A 21,058-nucleotide genomic window follows, 5' to 3' on the forward strand; every position below is an offset into this window, starting at 1 on the left:
GTCAGCCTCCCACCTTGAAGGTCAGGCCGGTGGCGGCCTCCATCTGCGCCGTCGGGACCTTCTCCAGGTCCTGGCGGAAGCTCCAGACGTGCCCCTCGGGGTCCATGGCCCGGTAGGACCGGGCGCCATAGAACTGGTCGGCGGGCTCCTCGGTGATCCTTGCGCCGGCGGCCCGGGCGGTTTCGCAGTGCTGGTCCAGCCCACTCTCCAACACCACCCAGATGAACTGCGTCCCCTGCCCCTCCAGCGACGCCGGGCTGCGCATGCGCGCCCCGCCCAGTTGCGCCCCGGCCCACTCCCCGGCCACCCCGATGGGGCAGTCGTGGAAGCTCATCTCCGCATGGGCGACATTCCCCTCGGCGTCGGTAAGCAGCAGGCTGACCTCAAAGCCAAAAGCCCTGGCCAGCCAGTCGAGGGCCGCCTTGGGATCACGGTAGACGACCGTGGGACTGAAGACGGCTTGACCCATGATGGCCTCCCGGATTTATATTCTCATCTCCAGAATATTTCTGCATTTACGCAATTATCTGTCAAGCGCCCGCTTCAGCCCCGACAGCTTCCCGTCACTCTTCTCCGGCGTGACCCCGAGCAGTCGCGCCACGAGGGGATAGACGTCCACGTTGTCCGCGGTGCGCAGTTTCACGCCGCGACGGATATGCGGCCCCTGGGCCACGAGCACGGCGGCCATCTCGGGCGCGTAGGGATCGAAGCCGTGGGCGCCGCCCTTGATCGGCGCCTTGGCGACCGCCACCCGGGTGGTGATCACCCACCCCGTCCGCGGCAGGCAGAAGATCGGCGGGATCCGGCGGTGGGTCCCGAAGTGATAGCGAGCTGGAATCTGGCCCTTGCGCCAGCAGGTCATGTGCGCGTGCCGCGTCAGTAGCGCCCGTTCCACCTCCGCCTCGCGGCCAGGCGCCGAGATCACGGTCATGAAGGCCCCCATGGCCACCCGCCGCGCCGCGGCGTCTGGCAGGATGTCCTCGATATAGATGGCCCGCTCCGCCGAGACCGCGGCCATACCGTGGTCAGCTGTGATCACCAGGTCGGCGGCCAGGCCTCTCACGGCGAGTCCATGGGTCAGGCGCCCGATGGCCGCGTCGGTTCGGGCGACGGCGGCATTGAGCCCCTCGCTGTCGGGTCCGTCATGGTGTCCCGCCGTGTCGGTCTCGTCGAAGTAGAGGCTGATGAAGCCGGGCCGTCTGTCAGCTGGGAGGTCCAGCCAGGCCAGCACCCGATCCACCCGAGCCTCAGCGGCCACGGTCTGGTCGTAGGTCAGCCAGTAGGTGGGCTGCGCACCCTGGATCATTGTCTCCGATCCGGGCCAATAGACGCTGGCCGAGATCACCCCCTGGCGCTCGGCGGTCACCCACAGCGGCGTGGCGTCATTCCACCAGCGCGGGTCCTTAACCGTCGCCCGGTCGCCGAGGGTGAAGGTGACGCCGGGGATCAGCGGGTCGACCATCACATTGTCCACGAGGCCATGGCGATCGGGGCGCAGCCCCGTGACCAGGGTCAAGTGGTTGGGATAGGTCTTGGACGGAAAGGAGGGCCGCACCGCGCCCCGCGCGCCCTCCGCCGCCAACCGCGACAGGTTCGGCGTGATCCCCCGATCCAGGTAGTCGGCCCTGAACCCGTCCATGGAGATCAGGATCACCAGGGGCTTCCCGGCCGCGAGGCTGGGCGTGGCGGTCAGCAGCAGGCAGACGGCCAGCATGAAGTGGATCAGACGCATGCCACCTCCTTAGCCGAGGCGTGCGACAGCCCTGAAACGCAAAAGCCCCGGACATCGCTGTCCGGGGCTTCTGTAATCTGGATGGCCGCTAGAGCATTTTCCGATAAGTGTGAACGGTTATCGGATCGAAAAATGCTCTAACTTTTTTGTATTAGAGCTCAGTCCTCGGTGAAGGAATTTTCCTGCACCGGGCCGGAGTCCTTGCCCTTTTCGGACGGATCGCGGTCGACGAACTCGATCACGGCCAGGGGCGCGTTGTCGCCGTAGCGGAAGCCGGCCTTCAGGACGCGGATATAGCCGCCGTTGCGAGCCTTGTAGCGCGGGCCGATGACGGCGAAGAGCTTGCCGACTTGTTCGACGTCGCGGACCTTGCTGATCGCCTGACGGCGGGCGTGCAGGTCGCCGCGCTTGGCGAGCGTCACCAGCTTCTCGACCACGGGGCGGAGCTCCTTGGCCTTCGGCAGGGTGGTCACGATCTGCTCGTGCTTGATCAGGCTCGCCGCCATGTTGGCGAACATCGCGGTGCGGTGGGCGGAAGTCCGACCCAGTTTGCGGTGGGCGTTACCGTGGCGCATCTCGTATCTCCTGGACCGTCTGGCCCGCTGGACGCCCCCGGGTTCCGGAAGGTCGCCCTTGTCTGATCAAATCCCAGCCTACTCCCGCCTGGGTCAACACGAAGCGCCGGAGCCTTCCACCGCGGTTGCGGTTTCATCAGGCCCGTACCGCTTAAAGCGGCCTGAAGTCAGCGCGATGTGCGGCGGGCGAAGGGCCCGACCACACGTCTTCCTACATCTGGTCTTCGAACTTCTTGGCGAGCTCTTCGATGTTTTCCGGCGGCCAGTTCGGCACGTCCATGCCGAGATGCAGGTTCATGCCCGCGAGCACTTCCTTGATCTCGTTCAGCGACTTGCGCCCGAAGTTCGGCGTGCGGAGCATCTCCGCCTCGGTCTTCTGGATCAGGTCGCCGATATAGACGATGTTGTCGTTCTTCAGGCAGTTGGCCGAACGGACCGAGAGCTCCAGCTCGTCGACCTTCTTCAGCAGCGCCGGGTTGAACGGCAGTTCCGGCTTGGCCTCGCCTTCGACCTTCTTCTTCGGCTCTTCGAAGGTGATGAAGATCTGCAGCTGGTCTTGCAGGATGCGTGCGGCGTAGGCCACCGCGTCCACCGGCGAGATGGCGCCGTTGGTTTCGACTTCCATGATCAGCTTGTCGTAGTCGAGGCTCTGGCCCTGACGGGTCGGCTCGACGCGATAGGCGACGCGCTTGACCGGGGAATAGAGGCTGTCCACGGCGATCAGGCCAATGGGGGCGTCTTCCGGACGGTTCTGGTCGGCCGGGACGTAACCCTTGCCGTTATGCACGGTGAACTCCATGCGCACCTGGGCGCCGTCGTCCAGGGTGCACAGGACGTGGTCGGGGTTCAGGATCTCGATGTCGGACCCGGCCTCGATCTGGCCGGCGGTCACGACGCCCGGGCCGGTGGCGCGCAGGGTCATGCGCTTGGGGCCCTCGGCGTGCATACGCAGGGCCAGTTGCTTGATGTTCAGCACGATGTCGACCACGTCTTCCCGCACGCCTTCCAGCGAGGAGAATTCATGCACGACGCCGTCGATCTGCACGGCCGTCACAGCGGCGCCTTGCAGCGAGGATAGAAGAACGCGGCGCAGGCTGTTGCCCAGGGTCACGCCAAAGCCGCGCTCGAGAGGTTCGGCCACCAGACGCGCCTTGCGGTTCGCGTCGGCGCCGGTCTCGATGAGCGGCTTCTCGGGACGGATGAGCTCGTTCCAGTTTCTTTCGATCACGGATAGGTGTCCCTCGAACGCAGGATCGCCGGACGCGGCTTACGCGGTCCGGCGAAGGGGGATAGCAGTACTTCGGTACTCAGACGCGCCGACGCTTGGGCGGGCGGCAACCGTTGTGCGGAATCGGGGTCACGTCGCGGATGGTCGTGATGGTCATACCCACCGACTGCAGCGCGCGAAGCGCCGATTCACGGCCGGAACCCGGACCGGAAACGTTCACTTCAAGGGTCTTCACGCCATGTTCGGCGGCCTTCTTGCCCGCGTCCTCGGCAGCCATCTGGGCCGCATAGGGAGTGGACTTCCGGGAGCCCTTGAACCCCATCGTGCCGGCGGAGGACCACGAGATGGTGTTCCCCTGGGCGTCGGTGATGGTGATCATGGTGTTGTTGAACGAGGCGTTCACGTGCGCCACGCCCGAGGTGATGTTCTTGCGTTCGCGACGTTTAACGCGCGCCGGTTCCTTGGCCATCGACTAGCTTTCTTACTTCTTCTTGCCGGCGATCGGCTTGGCCGGGCCCTTGCGGGTCCGAGCGTTCGTGTGGGTGCGCTGGCCGCGGACCGGCAGGCCCTTACGGTGACGCAGGCCGCGATAGCAGGCCAGGTCCATCAGACGCTTGATGTTGACCGCCGTCTCGCGACGCAGGTCGCCCTCCACCGTGTAGTCACGGTCGATGGCTTCACGGATCTGCAGCACCTCGGCGTCCGTCAGCTGGTTGACGCGACGAGCGTCTTCGATGCCAACCTTCTGGACGATCTCGGCGGCTTTCGCCTGGCCGATGCCATGGATGTACTGAAGCGCGATGATGACGCGCTTGTTAGTCGGGATGTTTACGCCGGCGATGCGGGCCACTTGGGGTATTCTCCTGGTCACGCAGAGAAGCGCGAACAACGCCCCGACCCAAGATGGGATACGGCACGTCCCTCGCGCGTTTCGCGGAAGCGGCCCGTTATAGGGACAGTTGCGTTTCCGTCAATGCCGGAAGCGCGGGAAAATGCCCTTCTTTCGGGTGTTGCGCGCCGCCGCACCCCTCCCCCGAGGCCGCAATGGGAGAATGCCCCCAGGATCACCCGCTTTTCGCGGCGAAAACAAGTCGGCGCGGGCTGGCTTGGGCGGGGAAAGCGGGATTTCGAATCGATTCCCCGGCGAAATAAGCGAGAATCGCCTGCCCTTCCCTCGACGGGGGCTCACCCGAAGATCTCCGCATGCGGAGGAGCAGAACGCAAAACGCCGCCCACCATGGCTGGCGGGGCGGCGTCTGCTTGCTCGGGACAGGCCCGAGAGTGGCGAAGAGCGTCTGGGACGCGGACGCCCTACCGGGGGGCGTCGAGGGCCTTGTCGATGGCCTTGGCGACCGTCTCGATGGCCCCCATGCCGTCCACTTCCACCAGCTTCCCCGCGCCCTCGTAATAGGGCAGCAGCGGCGCGGTGTTGGCGTTGTAGGCCGCCAGGCGGACCTTGAAGCTTTCCGGATTGTCGTCGGGCCGCCCGGACTCGGCGAAGCGGCCGGCGATCCGTTGCGTCAGGGCCGCGTCATCCACCTTCAGGCGGATCACCAGGTCGATCTTCTTGCCGCGCTTGGCCAGCATGTCGTCCAGGGCCTTGGCCTGGGGGATGGTTCGCGGGAAGCCGTCGAAGATGGCCCCGCCGGCCGCCTCGGTCTCGGGCAGGCGTTCTTCGATCAGGGCGATGACGATCTCGTCGGTCACCAGTTCCCCGCGCTCCATCACGCCCGCCACCTTCTTGCCGAGCTCGGTGCCCGAGGCGATGGCGGCGCGCAGCATGTCGCCGGTGGATAGCTGGACCATATTGCGGCCATCAACCAGGCGCTTGGCCTGGGTGCCCTTGCCGGCGGCCGGCGGTCCGAACAGGATCAAATTCATAGCTTAAATGTCCCCTCCCGCCGGCCATCCCCATGGCCGGCGCAATTGACGGCGCGGGCTTTAGCGCCCGCGTCCGCCGCGCAGCTTCGACTTCTTGATCAGGCCTTCATACTGGTGGGCCAGAAGATGCGACTGAATCTGGGTCACGGTGTCCATCGTCACGCTCACCACGATGAGGAGCGAGGTGCCGCCCAGATAGAAGGGCGCGTTGTAGAAGGCGATCAACGCCTCCGGCAGCAGGCAGACGACGGTGATATAGGCCGCGCCGATCACGGTCAGGCGGGTCAGGACAAAGTCCAGATACTCCGCCGTTCGCTTGCCGGGCCGGATGCCAGGCAGGAATCCGCCGTACTTGCGCAGGTTCTCCGCGGTGTCTTCCGGATTGAACACGACCGAGGTGTAGAAGAAGCAGAAGAACACGATCAGGGCGCCGTAGAGCACCATGAAGGCCGGGCGGCCGTGCTGGAGCTCGCCCACCACGCCCGGCATCCACTGCAGGTAGGCTGGCAGGTCGGCGCTGGCCAGGAAGCTCATGGCCGTCGCCGGCAGCAGCAGCAGGGACGAGGCGAAGATCGGCGGGATCACGCCCGCGGTATTGATCTTCAGCGGCAGGAACGAGGTGTCGCCGCCGAACATGCGATTGCCCTGCTGGCGCTTTGGATACTGGACCAGCAGCCGGCGCTGCGAGCGTTCCATGAAGACGATGACCAGCACCACGGCGATGGCGAGCGCCGCGATCAGGAAGAGCGCGACGCCTGGCAGGGCGCCGGTCTGGGTCATGGAGAACATCTGGAAGATGCCACGCGGCAGCACGGCCACGATGCCGGCGAAGATGATCAGCGAGACGCCGTTGCCGACCCCGCGGCTGGTGATCTGCTCGCCCAGCCACATCAGGAACAGCGTGCCGCCCGTCAGGGTCACGACCGTGGAGACCAGGAAGAAGACACCGGGATTGTTCACCAGGCCGGGGCTGTTCTGCAGCCCCACCGCGATCCCGAAGGACTGCAGCAGCGCCAGCAGCACGGTCAGGTAGCGGGTGTACTGGTTCAGGGTCTTGCGGCCCGCCTCCCCGCCTTCCTTGCGCAGCTTTTCCCAGGGCGGATAGACCGTCCCCAGCAGCTGCACGATGATCGAGGCCGAGATGTAGGGGCCGACGTTCAGGGCGAAGATCGCCATCCGCTCCACGGCGCCGCCGGAGAACATGTTGAACATGCCCAGGATGCCCTGGGACTGGCCCTGGAAGGCGTTGGAGAAGGCGTTGATGTCGATGCCCGGGATCGGGATGTAGGTCCCGAGCCGGTAGACCACCATCGCCATGATGGTGAAGCCGATACGCTTGTGGAGCTCCGTCGCCTTGGCGAAGGCGCCGAAGTTCATATTGGCGGCGAGCTGTTCGGCGGCCGAAGCCATAGGGTACCCCGAAGCTTTAAGACCGGTCGTACATAGGGCGTCCGACCGGCGGTGTCATCTGGCGTGGCCGTCCCCTCCCCTCATCGGGGAGGGACGGACCCAGGCGGACTTAGGCTTCGGCCGATTCGGCGGCGGCCGGGGCCGTCGTCGTGATCTTGCCGCCGGCCTTTTCGACCGCGGCCTTGGCCGCGGCGGACGCCGAGTGGACGGTGATGTCGAGCTTGGAGGTCAGGGCGCCCTTGCCCAGTAGGCGGACGCCATCCAGTTCACGGCGCACGACGCCCGAGGCGATCAGCACCGCCGCGTCGATGGGCTTGCCGGCGTCGAGCTTGCCGGCGGCGATCGCCTGCTCGAGACGCCAGAAGTTCACCTCGGCGAACTTCAGGGCGTTGGGATTGTTGAACCCGCGCTTGGGCATGCGCATGTGCAGCGGCATCTGGCCGCCTTCGAAGCCGGCGATGGCGACGCCAGAGCGCGCCTTCTGGCCCTTGACGCCGCGGCCGCCGGTCTTGCCCTTGCCGGAACCTTCACCGCGGCCAACGCGCATGCGGTTCTTGGTGGAGCCTTCGCGCGGCTTCAGTTCATTGAGTTTGGTCATGTGACGCCTCTCCTTGGAGATCAATCGCCGGGCTCACGCCCGACTCGGCTGATGGAAATGTCAGAAGGGCGGCGCAAGCGCCGCCCTTCGAAGTCTTGCTAGAGAAGCCTTTAGGCCTTGGTCTCGACCACTTCAAGCATGTGGGCGACCTTGGCGATCATCCCGCGCACCGAAGGGGTGTCTTCCAGGGTGGAGACACGGCCCATCTTGTTGAGGCCCAGGCCCACCAGGGTGGCGCGCTGGTCCTTGGTGCGGCGGAGCGGGCTGCCGGTCTGACGAACAGTGACAGTAGCCATGGTTCTTATTCTCCGTCGCCGGCGGCGCTGGCGCCGTCGGCGCGGCGGCCGATCACGTCAGCGACCTTCTTGCCGCGCTTGGCGGCGACCTGGCGGGGCGAAGACTGAGCCTTCAGCGCCTCGAAGGTCGCGCGCACCATGTTGTAGGGGTTGGACGAACCGACCGACTTGCCGACCACGTCCTGGACGCCCAGGGTTTCGAGCACGGCACGCATCGGACCGCCAGCGATGACGCCGGTGCCGGGAGGCGCCGAGCGGACCATGACCTTGCCGGCGCCCCAACGGCCGTTGCCGTCGTGGTGCAGGGTGCGGCTCTCGCGGAGCGGCACACGGATCATCGTCTTCTTGGCTTCTTCCGTCGCCTTGCGGATCGCTTCCGGCACTTCACGGGCCTTACCGTGACCGAAGCCGACGCGGCCCTTCTGGTCGCCGACGATCATCAGGGCGGCGAACGAGAAACGACGCCCCCCCTTCACGGTCGCGGCGACGCGGTTGATGTGCACCAGTTTCTCGACGATGTCGGAATCGGCGCGTTCTTCAGCGGGGTTGCCGCGGTTGCGGTCGCGACGGTTACCGTCGCCGCCACCTTGTGAGTTTCCACGAGCCATCTGCGTACCCCTAGAAGTTCAGGCCGGCTTCGCGCGCGGCGTCGGCGAGGGCCTTGACCCGGCCGTGGTAAATGTAGCCGCCGCGATCGAAGACGACATCCTTGACGCCCTTTTCGATGGCGCGCTGGGCGACCAGGGCGCCGACGCGGGCGGCGGCGTCCTTGTCCGAGCCCTTGACCTTCTTGTCGTCGCCTTCCAGCGAGGACGCGGCGGCCAGGGTCACGCCACGAGCATCATCGATGATCTGGGCGTAGATCTGCTTGGACGAGCGGAAGACCGACAGACGCGGGCGACCATTGGCCAGCGACCGCAGGCGAATGCGCGTGCGCTCGGCGCGGCGCTTGGCGGTGTCACGAGGAGAAAGAGCCATGACCTACTTCTTCTTGCCTTCCTTGCGACGGACCACTTCGCCCGCATAGCGGACGCCCTTGCCCTTGTAGGGCTCGGGGGGCCGGAGCCCGCGGATCTTCGAGGCGATCTCGCCAACGACCTGCTTGTCGATGCCGCTGATCTTGATTTCGGTTTGCTTGGGCACCGCGAAGGTGATCCCGCTGGGCGGGGGCACATCCACGTCATGGCTAAAGCCGAGCTGCATGGAGAGCGCGTCGCCCTTCATCGCGGCGCGGTAACCGACGCCCACCAGTTCGAGGGTCTTCTCGAAACCGGCGGTCGTCCCCTCGACCATGTTGCTCACCAGGGTGCGCGAGAGGCCCCACATGGCTTGCGCCCGGGTGTTCTCGACGCTCTTGGTCAGGAGCAGCTCAGCGCCCTCCTGCTTCACGACGATTTCTTCCGGCAGCGTCCAGGAGAGTTGGCCCTTGGGCCCCTTCACCTCGATGGTCTGACCGGAGATGGTGACCGTCACCCCTGAGGGGACGGCGACCGCCTTCTTTCCGATACGGGACATTCTAGTAGACCCTGCAGAGGACTTCGCCGCCCACGTTCGCGTCACGCGCGGCCGTGTCGGACATGACGCCCTTCGGCGTCGACAGGATCGAGATCCCAAGACCGTTCTTCACGGGCTTCAGATCCGAGATCGACGAATAGACGCGACGGCCAGGCTTCGAAACGCGGCGGATTTCCACGATGACCGGCTGGCCGTCGAAGTACTTCAGCTCGATTTCGAATTCCGGGAAGGCGCCGGGCACCTGAACCAGGTGGTAGCCGCGGATGTAGCCTTCGTCGGCCAGCACATCGAGGACGCGCGCGCGCATCTTCGAGGCCGGGCACAGGACTTTCGAACGGCCGCGGGTCGCGGCGTTCTTGATGCGGGCGATCATATCGCCAACGGGGTCGTTCACCATGAGACCCTCCTCACCAGCTCGACTTCACGAGGCCAGGAATCTGGCCATTCGATCCCAGATCGCGCAGGGCGATCCGGCTCATACGCAGCTTGCGGTAATAGGCCCGCGGACGCCCCGTGATCTCGCACCGGTTACGGATGCGGGTCTTGGACGAGTTGCGCGGCAGTTCGGCAAGCTTGAGGCGAGCTTCGAAGCGTTCTTCGAGGGGCAGGCTCTCATTGTTCGCGATCGCCTTCAGCGCCTCGCGCTTGCCGGCGAATTGCTTCACCAGCTTCTTGACCATCTCGTTGCGGTTTACGGCGCTTTTCTTAGCCATCTGTTCTTTCCTTCCCGCCGGTTACGCTTGAACGAACGGGAATTGGAATTCCTTGAGAAGCGCGCGCGCTTCGTCGTCGGTCTTCGCTGTCGTGGCGACGATAATGTCCATGCCCCACATCTGGTCGATCTGGTCGTAGTTGATCTCCGGGAACACGATGTGCTCCTTCAGACCCATGGCGTAGTTGCCACGACCATCGAACGACGTCCGCTTCAGGCCCCGGAAGTCCTTCACCCGCGGCAAAGCGATGGTGATCAGACGGTCCAGGAACTCGTACATGCGATCCGCGCGAAGGGTGACCTTCGCACCGACCACCATGCCCTCGCGCAGCTTGAAGCCGGCGATGGAGTTGCGGGCCTTGGTCGGCAGCGGCTTCTGGCCGGCGATCGCCGCCAGGTCCGCGATGGCCGAGTTGACCTTCTTGGAGTCGGCCACGGCCTCGCCGATACCCATGTTCAGGACGATCTTGTCCAGCTTGGGGATCTGCATCTCATTGGTATAGGCGAACTGTTCCTTCATCGCCGCGCGGATGCGCTGGCGATATTCGGTTTTCAGCCGCGGCTCGTAAGCTTGCTCAGCCATTGATCACCTCACCGGTCGTCTTGGCGACGCGGACCTTCTTGTCGCCATCGACACGGAAACCGACGCGGGTCGGCTTGCCCTTGGAGTCCACGATGGCGACGTTCGAGACGTGCAGCGCGGCTTCCTTGCTCTTGATACCGCCCTGGGGATCGGCCTGGGTCGCACGGGTGTGACGCTGAACCAGGTTCAGGCCTTCCACGACGACGCGCTCTTCCTTAGGCATCACCTTCAGGACGGCGCCTTGGCGGCCCTTGTCCTTCCCGGCGAGGATCACGACGCGATCCCCCTTCTTGATCTTCGCGGCCATTACAGCACCTCAGGCGCGAGGGAGATGATCTTCATGTGGTTCTTGGCGCGCAGTTCACGGGGAACCGGGCCGAAGATCCGCGTGCCGATCGGCTCGCTTTGCTTGTTCACGATCACGGCCGCGTTCTTGTCGAACCGGATCACCGAGCCGTCCTTGCGCTTGATGGCCGAGGACGTGCGCACGACGATGGCTTGCAGCACATCGCCCTTCTTCACCCGGCCGCGCGGAATGGCTTCCTTGACGGAGACGACAATCTTGTCGCCCACGCCGGCGTAACGACGGCCAGCGCCGCCGAGCACCTTGATGCACATCACACGACGCGCGCCGGAGTTGTCGGCGACTTCGAGGTTAGTCTGCATCTGGATCATGGGATCAGACTTTCCTTACGAGCCCTGGACAGCGGCGGCCTTAGGCAGCGCTTCCCAGGTCTTGGTTTTCGATTTCGGCGCGCATTCGATGATGCGGACGATTTCGCCGGCCTTGTAGACGTTGGCCTCGTCATGGGCGTGGTACTTCTTGGACCGACGGACGGTCTTCTTCAGCACCGGATGCAGGAAGGTCCGTTCGACCTTCACCACGAGCGTCTTGTCACCCTTGTCGGAGACGACGACGCCTTCGAGAATTCGCTTGGGCATGTGTCGTTCTCCTTAAGCCGCAGCCTGCTTGGCGCGCAGGATGGTCTTGATCCGCGCGATGTCCTTGCGGACTTCGTTCGAGCGGTGGGTCTTCTCGACCTGGCCCGTGGCGGCCTGGAAGCGCAGGTTGAACTGCTCTTTCTTCAGGTTCAGCAGGGACTCGGCCAGTTGGTCGGGCGTCATGCCCCGGACGTCATCAATCTTCATCACGCGGCCTCCGCCACAGGGGCGTCGATCCGCGTCACGATGCGGGTCTTCACGGGAAGCTTGGCCGCGCCGAGGCGCAGGGCTTCACGGGCCACATCGTCCGGCACGCCGTCGATTTCGAACATGATCCGGCCCGGCGCGACGCGCGCGGCCCAGTACTCAACGGCGCCCTTGCCCTTACCCATCCGGACTTCGGCGGGCTTGTCGGTGACGGGAACGTCCGGGAAGATCCGGATCCAGACCCGGCCCTGACGCTTCATCTGACGGGTGATCGCGCGGCGGGCCGCCTCGATCTGACGCGCGGTGATCCGCTCGGGCTCAATGGTCTTGAGACCGTAGGAGCCGAAGTTCAGCGTGAAGCCGCCCTTCGAGTTCCCGTGGATCTTGCCCTTGAACTGCTTGCGGTACTTGGTTTTCTTGGGTGACAGCATAGCTCTGGATCCTACGCTCCGGCCTGGTCGCGACGGTCACGGCGCGGGCCACGGTCAGGACGGTCGCCCGAACGGTCACGTCCGCCACCTTCGCCGGCCGGGCCGGATTCAGTGGCCAGGCGCTTGTCCAGGGCCATCGGGTCATGATCGAGGACTTCACCTTTGAAGACCCAGACCTTCACGCCGATAATGCCGTAGGTGGTCTTGGCTTCGGTGACGCCGTAGTCGATGTCCGCACGCAGGGTGTGACGCGGCACGCGGCCTTCGTGATAGCTTTCGGTCCGCGCGATTTCCGCGCCACCGAGGCGGCCGGCCACTTCAACCCGCATCCCCTTGGCGCCCAGACGCAGCGCGCTTTGCAGCGAGCGCTTCATGGCGCGGCGGAAGGCGATCCGGCGTTCCAGCTGCTGGGCGATGTTCTCGGCCACCAGTTGCGCGTCGGTCTCGGGCTTGCGGATCTCGACGATGTTCAGGTGAACCTCGCCGTCGGTGATCGTGTTGACGTCCTTGCGGAGCTTGTCGATGTCCGCACCCTTCTTGCCGATGATCACGCCAGGGCGCGCGGCATAGATGGTGATGCGGCACTTCTTGTGGGGACGCTCAATGATGATGCGCGAGACGCCGGCCTGATAGAGACGCTTCTTCAGCATCTTACGGACCTTGATGTCTTCGTGCAGCAGCTTGCCGTATTCCGGGCCGTCGGCGAACCAGCGGCTGTCCCAGGTACGGTTGATGCCGAGGCGAAGCCCGACCGGATTTACTTTCTGACCCATCAGGCAGCCTCACCCAGTTCGCGGACCACGATGGTGATCTCGCTGAACGGCTTCTCAATGCGCGACGCACGACCGCGGGCGCGGGCGGCGAAACGCTTCATGACCAGGTTCTTGCCCACGAAGGCCTCGGCGACGACCAGGGAGTCGATGTCGAGGTTGTGGTTGTTCTCGGCGTTCGAGATGGCCGAGGCGAGCGCCTTGCGGACATCTTGGGCGATGCGCTTGGGGCTGAACTCGAGTTCGTTGAGGGCCCGCTGCACCTTGAGGCCGCGGATCGACTGAGCGACCAGGTTCAGCTTCTGGGCCGAGGTGCGCAGGGTGCGGACCTTGGCCATCGCTTCGATGCCTTGGAGGCGCCGGGGTTTCGCTTGCTTGGACATGCTACTTCCTCTTCGCCTTCTTGTCGGCGGCGTGGCCGGGGAAGTACCGGGTGGGCGCGAACTCACCGAGCTTCATGCCAACCATGTCTTCGCTGATCAGCACGGGGACGTGCTTCTGGCCGTTGTGCACGCCGAACGTCAGACCAACGAACTGCGGCATGATGGTGGAGCGGCGCGACCAGGTCTTGATCACGTCCTTGCGGCCCGAACCCTGAGCGGTTTCGGCCTTCTTGATCAGGTATCCGTCGACGAACGGACCTTTCCAGACGGAACGGGTCATGGATTAACGAGCCTTCCGAGCGTGGCGCGAACGGATGATGTACTTATCCGTCGTCTTGTTGGTGCGGGTCTTGGAGCCCTTGGTCGGCTTGCCCCACGGGGTAACCGGGTGACGACCGCCCGAGGTGCGGCCTTCGCCGCCGCCGTGGGGGTGATCGACGGGGTTCATGACGACGCCGCGGACGTGCGGGCGGAAGCCCATGTGACGCGTGCGACCGGCCTTACCCAGCACCTGGTTCATGTGATCCTGGTTGGACACCGCGCCGACCGTGGCCATGCAGGTGTCCTGGACCATCCGAAGCTCGCCCGAACCCAGGCGGACCTGGGCGTAGCCGGCGTCGCGGCCGACCAGCTGGGCGTAGGCGCCGGCGGACCGGGCGACCTGGCCGCCCTTGAGGGGCTTCAGCTCGATGTTGTGAATGATCGTGCCGATGGGCATGCCACGAAGCGGCATGGCGTTGCCCGGCTTCACGTCGGCCTTTTCGGAGGCGATCACCTGGTCGCCCACCTTCAGGCGCTGCGGAGCCAGGATGTAGGACAGCTCGCCGTCCTCATACTTGATCAGCGCGATCCAGGCGGTGCGGTTGGGGTCGTACTCCAGGCGCTCGACGGTCGCGGGCATGTCCCACTTGCGGCGCTTGAAATCGATGGTCCGATAGAGGCGCTTGGCGCCGCCGCCGCGGAAGCGGACAGCGATACGGCCACCGCCGCCACGACCGCCGGACTTGGTCAGGCCCTGAACCAGGGACTTGACCGGGCCGCCCTTGTGGAGCTCGGACTTGTCGACCAGCACCAGGCTACGACGGCCCGGCGAAGTCGGATTGTAATGTTTCAGAGCCATCTGCTTAGAGCCCCGTGGTGATGTCGATCGACTGGCCTTCGGCCAGGGTCACGATGGCTTTCTTGACGTCCGAGCGACGGCCCGGACGGCCACGGAAGCGCTTGGTCTTGCCCTTGACCACCAGGGTGTTGACCTTGGTGACCGTGACTTTGAACAGCGCTTCGACAGCGGCGGCGATTTCGTCCTTCGTCGTATCCTTGGCCACGCGGAAGACGACCTTGTTCTGCTCGGAGAGCAGGGTGGCCTTCTCGGTGATCACAGGCGACAGGATCGCGTCGTAGTGGCGGGCGACGGGATTAGCCATCACGCGGCCTCCTTCTCGGCGAAGCGGGCGTTGATCGCATCCACCGCGTCCTTGGTCAGGACCAGCGTATGGCGACGCAGCACGTCGTAGACATTCAGACCGGCGTTCGGCAGCACATCCACGTTGGGGATGTTGCGGGCGGCCAGGGCGAAGTTGTTGTCCACTTCGGCGCCGGCGATGATCAGCGCGTTCTTCAGGCCCATGGTGTCGAACTGGGCGCGAAGCGCGGCGGTCTTCGGATCGGTCAGCACCGCGGCGTCCAGGACAACCAGCGAGCCGGTTTTCACCTTGGACGACAGCGCATGGCGCAGGGCCAGGGCGCGGAACTTCTTGGGCAGGTCGAAGGCGTGGCTGCGGACCACGGGACCGTGGGCCTTGGCGCCGCCGACGAACTGGGCTGCACGGCGCGAACCGTGACGAGCGCCGCCGGAGCCCTTCTGCTTGTACATCTTCTTGCCCGTACGAGAGACCTCGTTGCGGACCTGGATCTTGTGGGTGCCGGCGCGGCGCTTGGCGAGTTGCCAGGTGACCATGCGCTGGAGGATATCGCCACGGATCTCGTCGATGCCGAACACGGCGTCGGACAGTTCGATCGAACCGCCCTTGGCGCCGTCAAGTTTGATGACGTCGAGTTTCATTATTCTGCGCCCTCGGCTGCGGGGGCTTCGGCCGAAGCCTCTTCCACCGGCGCCGCGTCAGCGGCGGGAGCGACCTGGCCAGCCTTGCGGAAGCCGCCGGGGACCGGGGCTTCAGCCGGACGGGCCGACTTGATGGCGTCGCGGATCTTTACGTAGGTGCCCTCGGTGCCGGGGACCGCGCCCTTGATCAGGATCAGGCCGCGCTCGACGTCGATGCGCCAGACCGAGACGTTCAGGGTGGTGACGGTTTCCTGACCAAGGTGGCCAGCCATCTTCTTGCCCTTGAAGGTCTTGCCCGGGTCTTGACGTTGACCGGTGGAGCCGTGCGCACGGTGAGAGACCGACACCCCGTGGGTGGCGCGCATGCCGCCGAAGTTCCAGCGCTTCATGGCGCCCTGGAAACCCTTGCCGACCGTCTTGGCCGTCACATCGACCTTCTGGCCGGGGACGAAGTGGTCGGCGGTGAACTCCGCGCCCACGTCGATGAGGTTGTCCTCGGTGACGCGGAACTCGGCCAGCTCATGCTTGGGCTCGACTTCGCTCTTGGCGAAGTGACCACGCATGGCCTTGGAGGTGTTCTTGGCCTTCTTGGCGCCGGCTCCGAGTTGGAGGGCGACATAGCCGTCTTTATCCTGGGTCCGATGAGCGGTGACCTGACAGCCTTCGAGGCTGAGGACGGTCACCGGCACATGGGTTCCCGCTTCATCGAAGAAGCGCGCCATGCCCAGTTTCTTGGCGATCACGCCGGTACGCATCGACCGATCCCCTCTAGAGCTTGATCTCGACGTCCACGCCGGCGGACAGGTCGAGCTTCATCAGCGCGTCCACGGTCTGCGGAGTGGGGTCGACGATATCGAGCACGCGCTTATGCGTGCGGATTTCGAACTGCTCGCGCGACTTCTTGTCGATGTGCGGCGAACGGTTGACGGTGAATTTTTCGATGTGCGTCGGCAGGGGGATAGGCCCCCGCACGGTCGCGCCGGTGCGCTTAGCCGTATTTACGATCTCGCGCGTGGAATGATCCAGCACGCGGTGATCGAAGGCCTTGAGCCGGATGCGGATGTTCTGACGATCCATATCGCTCTTCAATTTCCCCTACAGACGACGTCCGTCCGCGTGACTTTGACCATTTCAAAGACCAACCCAAACGCCTCTCAAGAGAGACGCTCGTACGCGTAAGTCCGCTAAAAACGACATAGGCCCGCGCGAAAGATTTCCGCGAGGGCCCCGCCCGACGCCCTGATTTCTCGAGGCCTCGGGTCGTTCCGCGAACCGCGTCTGCGCTTCAAATCACTTCGAAGCGCACAGCCGATCCAACAGGAGGCGCGTCTATACGTGTGCGACTCGGCCTCGTCAAGGCCAGCAACCGCCCCGGTTCAGGAAGTTTTGAGGGAGCCGTTCAATAGCAGGACAGGCCGCTGCAGAACTTCCTGCCCTTGGGCCGGCCCCAGCGGACATTTCCGTTCCCATCGTATGAAACGTTGGCCTGGCCGGCCAGCAGCCGCACGGTGATGAGCCCCGAGCTGTTCATCTTGGCGTACAGGATTCCGGCGGTTCCCCGGTGATCGATCCGGCCGGACCCGTTCATCACCAGGTTGGCGGTGGAGACCACCCCATCCCTCACGATGATGGATCCGGCGTCGTCCACTGTGGCGGTCAGCTTGCCGTCCACACGGTTGGCGATCACCTGGCCGGCTCCCGACTGGCTGAGGATCACGCCGCTGGAGAAGGCCCCCAGGCGCCAGGTCCCGCAGCCATCGGCCGAGAGCCTGAGCGCCTTGCCCCCGCCGACCTGGCCATGGATCGCCCCCTTCGAGACGATCTCGGCGTCCAGGGGGACCCGCACCGTCACGGTGGGAAGGTCGCTGATCAGCCGCGTCTGGCCCCAGCGGCTGACACCGGTGGCCTTGCAGGAATAGCCGAACAGCCAGGGGATGGTCTGCTCCAACCAGGAGCTCGCCCCGCTGATCCGGGCGCCGCCGCCGGCCATGGGGTGAATGGCCAAGCTCCTGTCGGCGACGACGGCGAAGTCCTGCCGCGCCTCCGGAATCACAATGACCCTCGCCGCCGGAGCGTCGAGGGTCAGGACCGGCCGCGCCGCAGCGAGGCTGGGGACGGCCAGGGCGAGCGCGAGACAGGAAAGTCGCTTCATGGCCAGATCAGGCCACAGAAGTTTACATCTGTAAATCCCGCGCCTCGGAGAACCACTTCATGCGGCGCCAGAACTAGCCGACGCTGACATTGCCCGAGCCGACGATGGCCTTGGAGACCTCGCCGGTGACGGACTCCACGTGCACATCGCCAGAGCCCGCGATCTTGGCGTTGAGGCTCCCGGCCACCCCGCCGAAGTCGACACTCCCCGAGCCGGCGATGGACGCCTCCATCTCGCTGGCCTTGCCGGCACGGATGTTGACGTCGCCGGAGCCGGCGATCTTCACGCTCAGTGGGCCGGCGATCGAGGTCACGTTCACATCGCCGGAGCCGGCCACGGAAATCTCCAGCGCGCCATTGATCGCCTGGGTGCGGACATCCCCCGACCCCGCCACCCGCAGCAACGCCTGGCCCGAGGACCCGGCGTGGGTGTCGCCGGAGCCCGCGATGTTGATGCTCAGCTTTCCGGCCACGTTGCCAACCGTCCAGTCGCCGCAGCCGGCGTTGGACAGCTCCAGGCTGTTGGTCTTGCCCACCGAGCCGAACACCGCCCCGCCGGCCTCGATCCGGGCGTCCTTGGGCATGCGGACCACGATCTGGGGCATGTCCTCATAGGCGATGTCGCCGACGCCAGCGACATAGACCCGGGCCTTGCCGCCCTCGCTGCGGCAGCTCTTGATCTTCCGATCGAGATCGCCGTCGACGATGGTCTTGCCGCCGGCGCTGCGCACCTGCAGCGGCAGGCTCGGATTCGTGGTCAGGAACTCGACCTTGATATCCTGGCGGGCCTCAGGGATCACCACCACGCGGGCCACGGCGTCCTTCACCTCAACGGTGGCGGCGTTGGCGACGCCGGCGGTCAGGCCCAGGGCGGATGCGGCGGTCAGAACGGTCAGAAGACGCATGGCGATCTCCTCCTCTTGTTGAGCAGTCTTGAGGGGAACCTAGAGCGCCTCGCGGGCCTGATCAGCTTAATTCGAGGTCATGACACGGGGGTCATCTGGCGGCCGCTTCGAAGGCCGCAAGCAGCCGCTCATGGCGCCATTGTTCGCGGGCCTTGTCGCTGACCGCGATGAGGTCGGCGCAGGGGCCGGGCTTCGGTTCGGCCCTGCCGATCTGCCGCGCGCAGGCCTTGGCCGGGCGGCGATAGACGCCGGGATCTGACCATAGCCCCTCCCCCGCCAGGAAGGAGAAGGCGATGGCGTTGCGTGCCGAGGCCTTGAGGTCTCCGTAGCTCGCCCCGTCGTCCGCAGCGCGGGCATATTCGTGGGAGAGGTCGATCCGCAGGATGCCGGCGTCGTCGGTCGAGAGGCTCACTGGCACCCCGCGCTGGCGCAGCCACGCATAGGGGTGGGCCTTGCCCGACACGCCGAGGATCGCCGCGTTGGAGGACAGGTTGACCTCCACCAGGACCCCCTTCGCGGCCATCTCGGCGGCCAGGGCCTCGGCCCCGGTCTCCAGCGGCAGGTCCACCCCGTGGCCGATGCGCCGCGCCCCCGCGACACGCACAGCCTCGGCGACGTGATAGCGCAGCTCTTCCGGCGTCGCGTAGTCCATGGAGAGTTCGCCGGCGTGCAGGGCCGCCTTGGCGGTCCGGCCGTGGTCGGTCAGAAAGTCCACCATCCTCATGTGCAGGCTGTAGTGGGTGATCGACAGGGGATGGTCCTCGGGCGCCACCATCTGCAGACCCACCCATCGCTTGTCGGCGGCCACCAGCGCCACCCCCAGCTGCAGCTGCGCGAAGGTCTGCTCCGGCGGCGCGACCCGGCTGCTCTGCACCAGGTAGCGGACAGTCACCTGGCAGCCCGGCTGGGCCGCCGGCGTGCCGCACTTCATCAGGCTGCGGGCGCGGGCCTCCATCGCGTCGGTGTCGGCGATGGCCGCTGCAACCAGGGACTCCAGGCCCGCGGCGCTGTTGGCGGTCTTCTGGAGGGCGAGGTCGCCCCCTTTCCAGCCCACCTGGGCGCCCCTGACGCGGCTGGCCACCCCCTGCGGCGTCACCATGGCCTCCAGATAGTAGGTGTTCTGCCGCGCCAGGTTGTCCATCACATGGGCCAGCATGTCCCCCTCGCGCCTGGCGCCCGCCGCCCCGAACCGCCCAAACGATCCGAAGAACTGGTCGTGCCCCGAGCGGTCGAGGAAGCCCGGGTTGCGCACCGGAAAGCTGTCGATCATCGCCGCCCTCAGGACTTCGTCGGTCTTGACGGCGCTGGCGGGCTTTAGATCCTCGCCCGGCTGGCATGGAGGCGTGACCGCGAGGGTCTTCGCATTGATGCAAAGTCCGTCCTCGGCGGCCCAGGCCAGCAGGGTCTCGGCGAAAATCGCGCCGGAGATGTGATTGTGCAGTTCGCCGCCCTTGGGCATCGCACGAGTGAAGGCGGTCAGTTCCCCACCGGTCATCCTGGCCACGTCCGGCGCGGCCTGCGCGCCTTGGCCTACCAGGGCGAACGCGAGGCTCGCCGCAGCCCAGTATCTCGCGATCATTCACCCCTCCCCTTTGCCGCAAGCGGCCCGAGGCCCAGGCCCAAGTCAAGGTCGCTCTCGATCCAACCTCCACCTTGCACTTTTCCGAACGTGTGCCCCGCCCTAGGGTGGCGGCAGGGACGTTTCACAATCGAGAGCGCAGAGATGAAAATCGGGGCATGGATTGCGGGCTCAGCCGCCGGTGTTGGCGCGGCGGCCTTGGGAATTGCGGCGCTCGGCGGGGCCCAGGCCCAGGGCTACAACGCTCCGCCGCCCGGAAGCTACTGGCAGAGCTGCCAGAGGGTGCGAGTGGTGGGCACTGTCGACCCGCTGTTGGTCGCCGAGTGCCGTGACCGCAACGGCCGTTATCGCAGCACCTCACTCCAGTTCGAGGCGTGCCGCAGCGAGATCACCAACCAGGACGGCGCCCTCACCTGCATGCGGGGCGGCCGCGGCCCCGGCGGCTGGCAGGGCGGCGGCTACGGCAACGGCGGATATCAGGGCGGCGGATATCAAGGCGGAGGCTACCAAGGCGGAGGCTACCAAGGCGGATACCAAGGTGGTGGCTATGGTGATGGCCGCCCCCCGGGCGGCGGCTACGGTGGCGGCTACGGAAACAACGGCGGCGGCTACGGCGGCGGCTATGAACGCCCCAGGCCCACGGGCGGCGTCATCACCCTCTTTGACGGGATCGGTTTCGCCGGCGCCGGCTACCGCGCCACCAGCGAGGTCACCAACCTGCCCAAGCAGTACAACGACCGCGGCCTCAGCCTGAAGATCGAGCGCGGCGAGTGGGAAGTCTGCACCGACAAGGACTTCGGCGGTCGCTGCCAGACCTTCCGCAAGGACGTGTCGGACCTGAACCAAGTGGGCATGGCCTACGCCATCACCTCCATGCGGCAGGTTCGATAACCGCGCAAAGAAAAGGGCCGCCCGGGTTTCCCCGGACGGCCCTGATCTTGGCTGAGAGGCTGGAGCCTACTCGACGATCTTGGCCACGACGCCGGCGCCGACGGTGCGGCCGCCTTCGCGGATGGCGAAACGCAGGCCCTGGTCCATGGCGATCGGGGTGATCAGCTCCACGTCCAGTTCGGCGTTGTCGCCCGGCATGATCATTTC

The 21,058-nt window shown here is 65.7% G+C and carries 33 protein-coding genes and 1 pseudogene; 1 reads left to right on the forward strand and 33 read right to left on the reverse strand.

What is annotated here, in order from left to right; translation table 11 throughout:
• Position 1: 1 nt before the first annotated feature.
• The 32 genes from Q8N10_RS12700 to Q8N10_RS12855 all read right to left on the reverse strand — a co-directional run bounded on the left by Q8N10_RS12700 (position 2) and on the right by Q8N10_RS12855 (position 19,960).
• Positions 2 to 469, reverse strand: a complete 468-nt coding sequence (locus Q8N10_RS12700) for a VOC family protein (RefSeq protein ID WP_304774814.1) — start codon at positions 467 to 469, stop codon at positions 2 to 4.
• A 54-nt stretch (positions 470 to 523) separates the two neighbouring features.
• Positions 524 to 1,732, reverse strand: coding sequence for an ectonucleotide pyrophosphatase/phosphodiesterase (locus tag Q8N10_RS12705; protein ID WP_304774816.1), 1,209 nt, complete (start codon positions 1,730 to 1,732; stop codon positions 524 to 526).
• A gap of 158 nt (positions 1,733 to 1,890) precedes the next feature.
• Positions 1,891 to 2,307, reverse strand: a complete 417-nt coding sequence (gene rplQ, locus Q8N10_RS12710; protein ID WP_304774817.1) for a 50S ribosomal protein L17 — start codon at positions 2,305 to 2,307, stop codon at positions 1,891 to 1,893.
• Between the two features lie 211 nt (positions 2,308 to 2,518).
• A complete protein-coding gene (locus tag Q8N10_RS12715; RefSeq protein WP_304774819.1) occupies positions 2,519 to 3,535 on the reverse strand; it encodes a DNA-directed RNA polymerase subunit alpha in 1,017 nt (338 codons plus the stop codon).
• Positions 3,536 to 3,614: 79 nt separating this feature from the next.
• Positions 3,615 to 4,004, reverse strand: coding sequence for a 30S ribosomal protein S11 (gene rpsK, locus Q8N10_RS12720; protein ID WP_215340947.1), 390 nt, complete (start codon positions 4,002 to 4,004; stop codon positions 3,615 to 3,617).
• 12 nt (positions 4,005 to 4,016) lie between these two features.
• Positions 4,017 to 4,385, reverse strand: a complete 369-nt coding sequence (gene rpsM, locus Q8N10_RS12725; protein WP_293492198.1) for a 30S ribosomal protein S13 — start codon at positions 4,383 to 4,385, stop codon at positions 4,017 to 4,019.
• A 461-nt stretch (positions 4,386 to 4,846) separates the two neighbouring features.
• Positions 4,847 to 5,416 carry an adenylate kinase gene (locus Q8N10_RS12730; RefSeq protein ID WP_304774825.1) on the reverse strand — a complete coding sequence of 190 codons (570 nt, stop codon included), beginning with the start codon at positions 5,414 to 5,416 and terminating at the stop codon, positions 4,847 to 4,849.
• 60 nt (positions 5,417 to 5,476) lie between these two features.
• Complete coding sequence (gene secY / locus Q8N10_RS12735) at positions 5,477 to 6,826, reverse strand: preprotein translocase subunit SecY (protein WP_304774826.1); 1,350 nt, start codon at positions 6,824 to 6,826, stop codon at positions 5,477 to 5,479.
• A 109-nt stretch (positions 6,827 to 6,935) separates the two neighbouring features.
• Positions 6,936 to 7,424 carry a 50S ribosomal protein L15 gene (gene rplO / locus Q8N10_RS12740; RefSeq protein ID WP_304774829.1) on the reverse strand — a complete coding sequence of 163 codons (489 nt, stop codon included), beginning with the start codon at positions 7,422 to 7,424 and terminating at the stop codon, positions 6,936 to 6,938.
• A 110-nt stretch (positions 7,425 to 7,534) separates the two neighbouring features.
• Positions 7,535 to 7,720, reverse strand: coding sequence for a 50S ribosomal protein L30 (gene rpmD, locus Q8N10_RS12745; RefSeq protein ID WP_215340952.1), 186 nt, complete (start codon positions 7,718 to 7,720; stop codon positions 7,535 to 7,537).
• Positions 7,721 to 7,725: 5 nt separating this feature from the next.
• Entirely contained in the window at positions 7,726 to 8,328 is a 603-nt protein-coding gene (gene rpsE / locus Q8N10_RS12750; RefSeq protein WP_215340953.1) for a 30S ribosomal protein S5, read from the reverse strand.
• Positions 8,329 to 8,338: 10 nt separating this feature from the next.
• On the reverse strand, positions 8,339 to 8,698 hold the full coding sequence (rplR, locus tag Q8N10_RS12755) for a 50S ribosomal protein L18 (RefSeq protein WP_304774831.1): 360 nt from the start codon (positions 8,696 to 8,698) through the stop codon (positions 8,339 to 8,341).
• 3 nt (positions 8,699 to 8,701) lie between these two features.
• A complete protein-coding gene (gene rplF / locus Q8N10_RS12760; RefSeq protein ID WP_304774833.1) occupies positions 8,702 to 9,235 on the reverse strand; it encodes a 50S ribosomal protein L6 in 534 nt (177 codons plus the stop codon).
• 1 nt (position 9,236) lies between these two features.
• The gene (rpsH, locus tag Q8N10_RS12765; protein ID WP_304774835.1) at positions 9,237 to 9,632 is read right to left on the reverse strand and encodes a 30S ribosomal protein S8; all 396 of its coding nucleotides are present in this window, start codon (positions 9,630 to 9,632) and stop codon (positions 9,237 to 9,239) included.
• A 10-nt stretch (positions 9,633 to 9,642) separates the two neighbouring features.
• Positions 9,643 to 9,948: a 30S ribosomal protein S14 gene (rpsN, locus tag Q8N10_RS12770; protein ID WP_293492206.1), complete on the reverse strand. Its 306-nt coding sequence runs from the start codon at positions 9,946 to 9,948 to the stop codon at positions 9,643 to 9,645.
• Positions 9,949 to 9,969: 21 nt separating this feature from the next.
• Positions 9,970 to 10,530, reverse strand: a complete 561-nt coding sequence (gene rplE, locus Q8N10_RS12775; RefSeq protein ID WP_304774838.1) for a 50S ribosomal protein L5 — start codon at positions 10,528 to 10,530, stop codon at positions 9,970 to 9,972.
• On the reverse strand, positions 10,523 to 10,837 hold the full coding sequence (rplX, locus tag Q8N10_RS12780; RefSeq protein ID WP_304774840.1) for a 50S ribosomal protein L24: 315 nt from the start codon (positions 10,835 to 10,837) through the stop codon (positions 10,523 to 10,525). The genes rplE and rplX overlap by 8 nt, the downstream gene beginning before the upstream one ends.
• On the reverse strand, positions 10,837 to 11,205 hold the full coding sequence (gene rplN, locus Q8N10_RS12785; protein WP_056018090.1) for a 50S ribosomal protein L14: 369 nt from the start codon (positions 11,203 to 11,205) through the stop codon (positions 10,837 to 10,839). Before rplN ends, rplX begins: the two co-directional genes overlap by 1 nt.
• Before the next feature lie 15 nt (positions 11,206 to 11,220).
• Positions 11,221 to 11,472, reverse strand: a complete 252-nt coding sequence (gene rpsQ, locus Q8N10_RS12790) for a 30S ribosomal protein S17 (protein WP_215340960.1) — start codon at positions 11,470 to 11,472, stop codon at positions 11,221 to 11,223.
• A 12-nt stretch (positions 11,473 to 11,484) separates the two neighbouring features.
• A complete protein-coding gene (rpmC, locus tag Q8N10_RS12795; RefSeq protein WP_215340961.1) occupies positions 11,485 to 11,679 on the reverse strand; it encodes a 50S ribosomal protein L29 in 195 nt (64 codons plus the stop codon).
• Complete coding sequence (rplP, locus tag Q8N10_RS12800) at positions 11,679 to 12,110, reverse strand: 50S ribosomal protein L16 (RefSeq protein WP_304774844.1); 432 nt, start codon at positions 12,108 to 12,110, stop codon at positions 11,679 to 11,681. Before rplP ends, rpmC begins: the two co-directional genes overlap by 1 nt.
• A gap of 11 nt (positions 12,111 to 12,121) precedes the next feature.
• Positions 12,122 to 12,883 carry a 30S ribosomal protein S3 gene (gene rpsC / locus Q8N10_RS12805; RefSeq protein WP_215340963.1) on the reverse strand — a complete coding sequence of 254 codons (762 nt, stop codon included), beginning with the start codon at positions 12,881 to 12,883 and terminating at the stop codon, positions 12,122 to 12,124.
• Positions 12,883 to 13,263 (reverse strand): 50S ribosomal protein L22, encoded by a 381-nt coding sequence (rplV, locus tag Q8N10_RS12810; protein WP_304774847.1) that lies wholly within the window; start codon positions 13,261 to 13,263, stop codon positions 12,883 to 12,885. The genes rpsC and rplV overlap by 1 nt, the downstream gene beginning before the upstream one ends.
• A 1-nt stretch (position 13,264) precedes the next feature.
• Complete coding sequence (gene rpsS, locus Q8N10_RS12815; RefSeq protein ID WP_215340965.1) at positions 13,265 to 13,543, reverse strand: 30S ribosomal protein S19; 279 nt, start codon at positions 13,541 to 13,543, stop codon at positions 13,265 to 13,267.
• A 3-nt stretch (positions 13,544 to 13,546) separates the two neighbouring features.
• Positions 13,547 to 14,383, reverse strand: a complete 837-nt coding sequence (gene rplB / locus Q8N10_RS12820; protein WP_304774850.1) for a 50S ribosomal protein L2 — start codon at positions 14,381 to 14,383, stop codon at positions 13,547 to 13,549.
• 4 nt (positions 14,384 to 14,387) lie between these two features.
• Positions 14,388 to 14,687, reverse strand: a complete 300-nt coding sequence (locus tag Q8N10_RS12825) for a 50S ribosomal protein L23 (RefSeq protein ID WP_293492217.1) — start codon at positions 14,685 to 14,687, stop codon at positions 14,388 to 14,390.
• Complete coding sequence (gene rplD, locus Q8N10_RS12830) at positions 14,687 to 15,325, reverse strand: 50S ribosomal protein L4 (protein WP_215340968.1); 639 nt, start codon at positions 15,323 to 15,325, stop codon at positions 14,687 to 14,689. Before rplD ends, Q8N10_RS12825 begins: the two co-directional genes overlap by 1 nt.
• On the reverse strand, positions 15,325 to 16,080 hold the full coding sequence (rplC, locus tag Q8N10_RS12835; protein WP_304774853.1) for a 50S ribosomal protein L3: 756 nt from the start codon (positions 16,078 to 16,080) through the stop codon (positions 15,325 to 15,327). The genes rplD and rplC overlap by 1 nt, the downstream gene beginning before the upstream one ends.
• 13 nt (positions 16,081 to 16,093) lie before the next feature.
• Positions 16,094 to 16,402: a 30S ribosomal protein S10 gene (gene rpsJ, locus Q8N10_RS12840; protein ID WP_056730043.1), complete on the reverse strand. Its 309-nt coding sequence runs from the start codon at positions 16,400 to 16,402 to the stop codon at positions 16,094 to 16,096.
• Between the two features lie 322 nt (positions 16,403 to 16,724).
• On the reverse strand, positions 16,725 to 17,477 hold the full coding sequence (locus tag Q8N10_RS12845; protein WP_304774856.1) for a hypothetical protein: 753 nt from the start codon (positions 17,475 to 17,477) through the stop codon (positions 16,725 to 16,727).
• A gap of 73 nt (positions 17,478 to 17,550) precedes the next feature.
• Positions 17,551 to 18,381 carry a GIN domain-containing protein gene (locus tag Q8N10_RS12850; RefSeq protein ID WP_304774858.1) on the reverse strand — a complete coding sequence of 277 codons (831 nt, stop codon included), beginning with the start codon at positions 18,379 to 18,381 and terminating at the stop codon, positions 17,551 to 17,553.
• 91 nt (positions 18,382 to 18,472) lie between these two features.
• Positions 18,473 to 19,960 (reverse strand): adenosine deaminase, encoded by a 1,488-nt coding sequence (locus tag Q8N10_RS12855; RefSeq protein WP_304774860.1) that lies wholly within the window; start codon positions 19,958 to 19,960, stop codon positions 18,473 to 18,475.
• A gap of 144 nt (positions 19,961 to 20,104) precedes the next feature.
• Between Q8N10_RS12855 and Q8N10_RS12860 the strand changes: the two genes are divergently transcribed.
• Complete coding sequence (locus Q8N10_RS12860) at positions 20,105 to 20,851, forward strand: beta/gamma crystallin-related protein (RefSeq protein WP_304774862.1); 747 nt, start codon at positions 20,105 to 20,107, stop codon at positions 20,849 to 20,851.
• 66 nt (positions 20,852 to 20,917) lie between these two features.
• Here Q8N10_RS12860 and tuf read toward each other — a convergent pair.
• Positions 20,918 to 21,058: pseudogene (tuf, locus tag Q8N10_RS12865) on the reverse strand (elongation factor Tu); the annotation flags it as partial.

The sequence above is a fragment of the Phenylobacterium sp. genome (assembly GCF_030693625.1).
GTDB classification, from domain to species: domain Bacteria; phylum Pseudomonadota; class Alphaproteobacteria; order Caulobacterales; family Caulobacteraceae; genus Phenylobacterium; species Phenylobacterium ferrooxidans.

Coding starts and splice junctions, on each gene's coding strand:
- Q8N10_RS12700 (WP_304774814.1), bottom strand. CDS start 469: ATGGGTCAAGCCGTCTTCAGTCCCACGGTCGTCTACCGTGATCCCAAG.
- Q8N10_RS12705 (WP_304774816.1), bottom strand. CDS start 1,732: ATGCGTCTGATCCACTTCATGCTGGCCGTCTGCCTGCTGCTGACCGCC.
- rplQ (WP_304774817.1), bottom strand. CDS start 2,307: ATGCGCCACGGTAACGCCCACCGCAAACTGGGTCGGACTTCCGCCCAC.
- rpsK (WP_215340947.1), bottom strand. CDS start 4,004: ATGGCCAAGGAACCGGCGCGCGTTAAACGTCGCGAACGCAAGAACATC.
- Q8N10_RS12730 (WP_304774825.1), bottom strand. CDS start 5,416: ATGAATTTGATCCTGTTCGGACCGCCGGCCGCCGGCAAGGGCACCCAG.
- secY (WP_304774826.1), bottom strand. CDS start 6,826: ATGGCTTCGGCCGCCGAACAGCTCGCCGCCAATATGAACTTCGGCGCC.
- rplO (WP_304774829.1), bottom strand. CDS start 7,424: ATGACCAAACTCAATGAACTGAAGCCGCGCGAAGGCTCCACCAAGAAC.
- rpmD (WP_215340952.1), bottom strand. CDS start 7,720: ATGGCTACTGTCACTGTTCGTCAGACCGGCAGCCCGCTCCGCCGCACC.
- rpsE (WP_215340953.1), bottom strand. CDS start 8,328: ATGGCTCGTGGAAACTCACAAGGTGGCGGCGACGGTAACCGTCGCGAC.
- rplR (WP_304774831.1), bottom strand. CDS start 8,698: ATGGCTCTTTCTCCTCGTGACACCGCCAAGCGCCGCGCCGAGCGCACG.
- rplF (WP_304774833.1), bottom strand. CDS start 9,235: ATGTCCCGTATCGGAAAGAAGGCGGTCGCCGTCCCCTCAGGGGTGACG.
- rpsH (WP_304774835.1), bottom strand. CDS start 9,632: ATGGTGAACGACCCCGTTGGCGATATGATCGCCCGCATCAAGAACGCC.
- rpsN (WP_293492206.1), bottom strand. CDS start 9,948: ATGGCTAAGAAAAGCGCCGTAAACCGCAACGAGATGGTCAAGAAGCTG.
- rplE (WP_304774838.1), bottom strand. CDS start 10,530: ATGGCTGAGCAAGCTTACGAGCCGCGGCTGAAAACCGAATATCGCCAG.
- rplX (WP_304774840.1), bottom strand. CDS start 10,837: ATGGCCGCGAAGATCAAGAAGGGGGATCGCGTCGTGATCCTCGCCGGG.
- rplN (WP_056018090.1), bottom strand. CDS start 11,205: ATGATCCAGATGCAGACTAACCTCGAAGTCGCCGACAACTCCGGCGCG.
- rpsQ (WP_215340960.1), bottom strand. CDS start 11,472: ATGCCCAAGCGAATTCTCGAAGGCGTCGTCGTCTCCGACAAGGGTGAC.
- rpmC (WP_215340961.1), bottom strand. CDS start 11,679: ATGAAGATTGATGACGTCCGGGGCATGACGCCCGACCAACTGGCCGAG.
- rplP (WP_304774844.1), bottom strand. CDS start 12,110: ATGCTGTCACCCAAGAAAACCAAGTACCGCAAGCAGTTCAAGGGCAAG.
- rpsC (WP_215340963.1), bottom strand. CDS start 12,883: ATGGGTCAGAAAGTAAATCCGGTCGGGCTTCGCCTCGGCATCAACCGT.
- rplV (WP_304774847.1), bottom strand. CDS start 13,263: ATGTCCAAGCAAGCGAAACCCCGGCGCCTCCAAGGCATCGAAGCGATG.
- rpsS (WP_215340965.1), bottom strand. CDS start 13,543: ATGACCCGTTCCGTCTGGAAAGGTCCGTTCGTCGACGGATACCTGATC.
- rplB (WP_304774850.1), bottom strand. CDS start 14,383: ATGGCTCTGAAACATTACAATCCGACTTCGCCGGGCCGTCGTAGCCTG.
- Q8N10_RS12825 (WP_293492217.1), bottom strand. CDS start 14,687: ATGGCTAATCCCGTCGCCCGCCACTACGACGCGATCCTGTCGCCTGTG.
- rplD (WP_215340968.1), bottom strand. CDS start 15,325: ATGAAACTCGACGTCATCAAACTTGACGGCGCCAAGGGCGGTTCGATC.
- rplC (WP_304774853.1), bottom strand. CDS start 16,080: ATGCGTACCGGCGTGATCGCCAAGAAACTGGGCATGGCGCGCTTCTTC.
- rpsJ (WP_056730043.1), bottom strand. CDS start 16,402: ATGGATCGTCAGAACATCCGCATCCGGCTCAAGGCCTTCGATCACCGC.
- Q8N10_RS12845 (WP_304774856.1), bottom strand. CDS start 17,477: ATGAAGCGACTTTCCTGTCTCGCGCTCGCCCTGGCCGTCCCCAGCCTC.
- Q8N10_RS12850 (WP_304774858.1), bottom strand. CDS start 18,381: ATGCGTCTTCTGACCGTTCTGACCGCCGCATCCGCCCTGGGCCTGACC.
- Q8N10_RS12855 (WP_304774860.1), bottom strand. CDS start 19,960: ATGATCGCGAGATACTGGGCTGCGGCGAGCCTCGCGTTCGCCCTGGTA.
- Q8N10_RS12860 (WP_304774862.1), top strand. CDS start 20,105: ATGAAAATCGGGGCATGGATTGCGGGCTCAGCCGCCGGTGTTGGCGCG.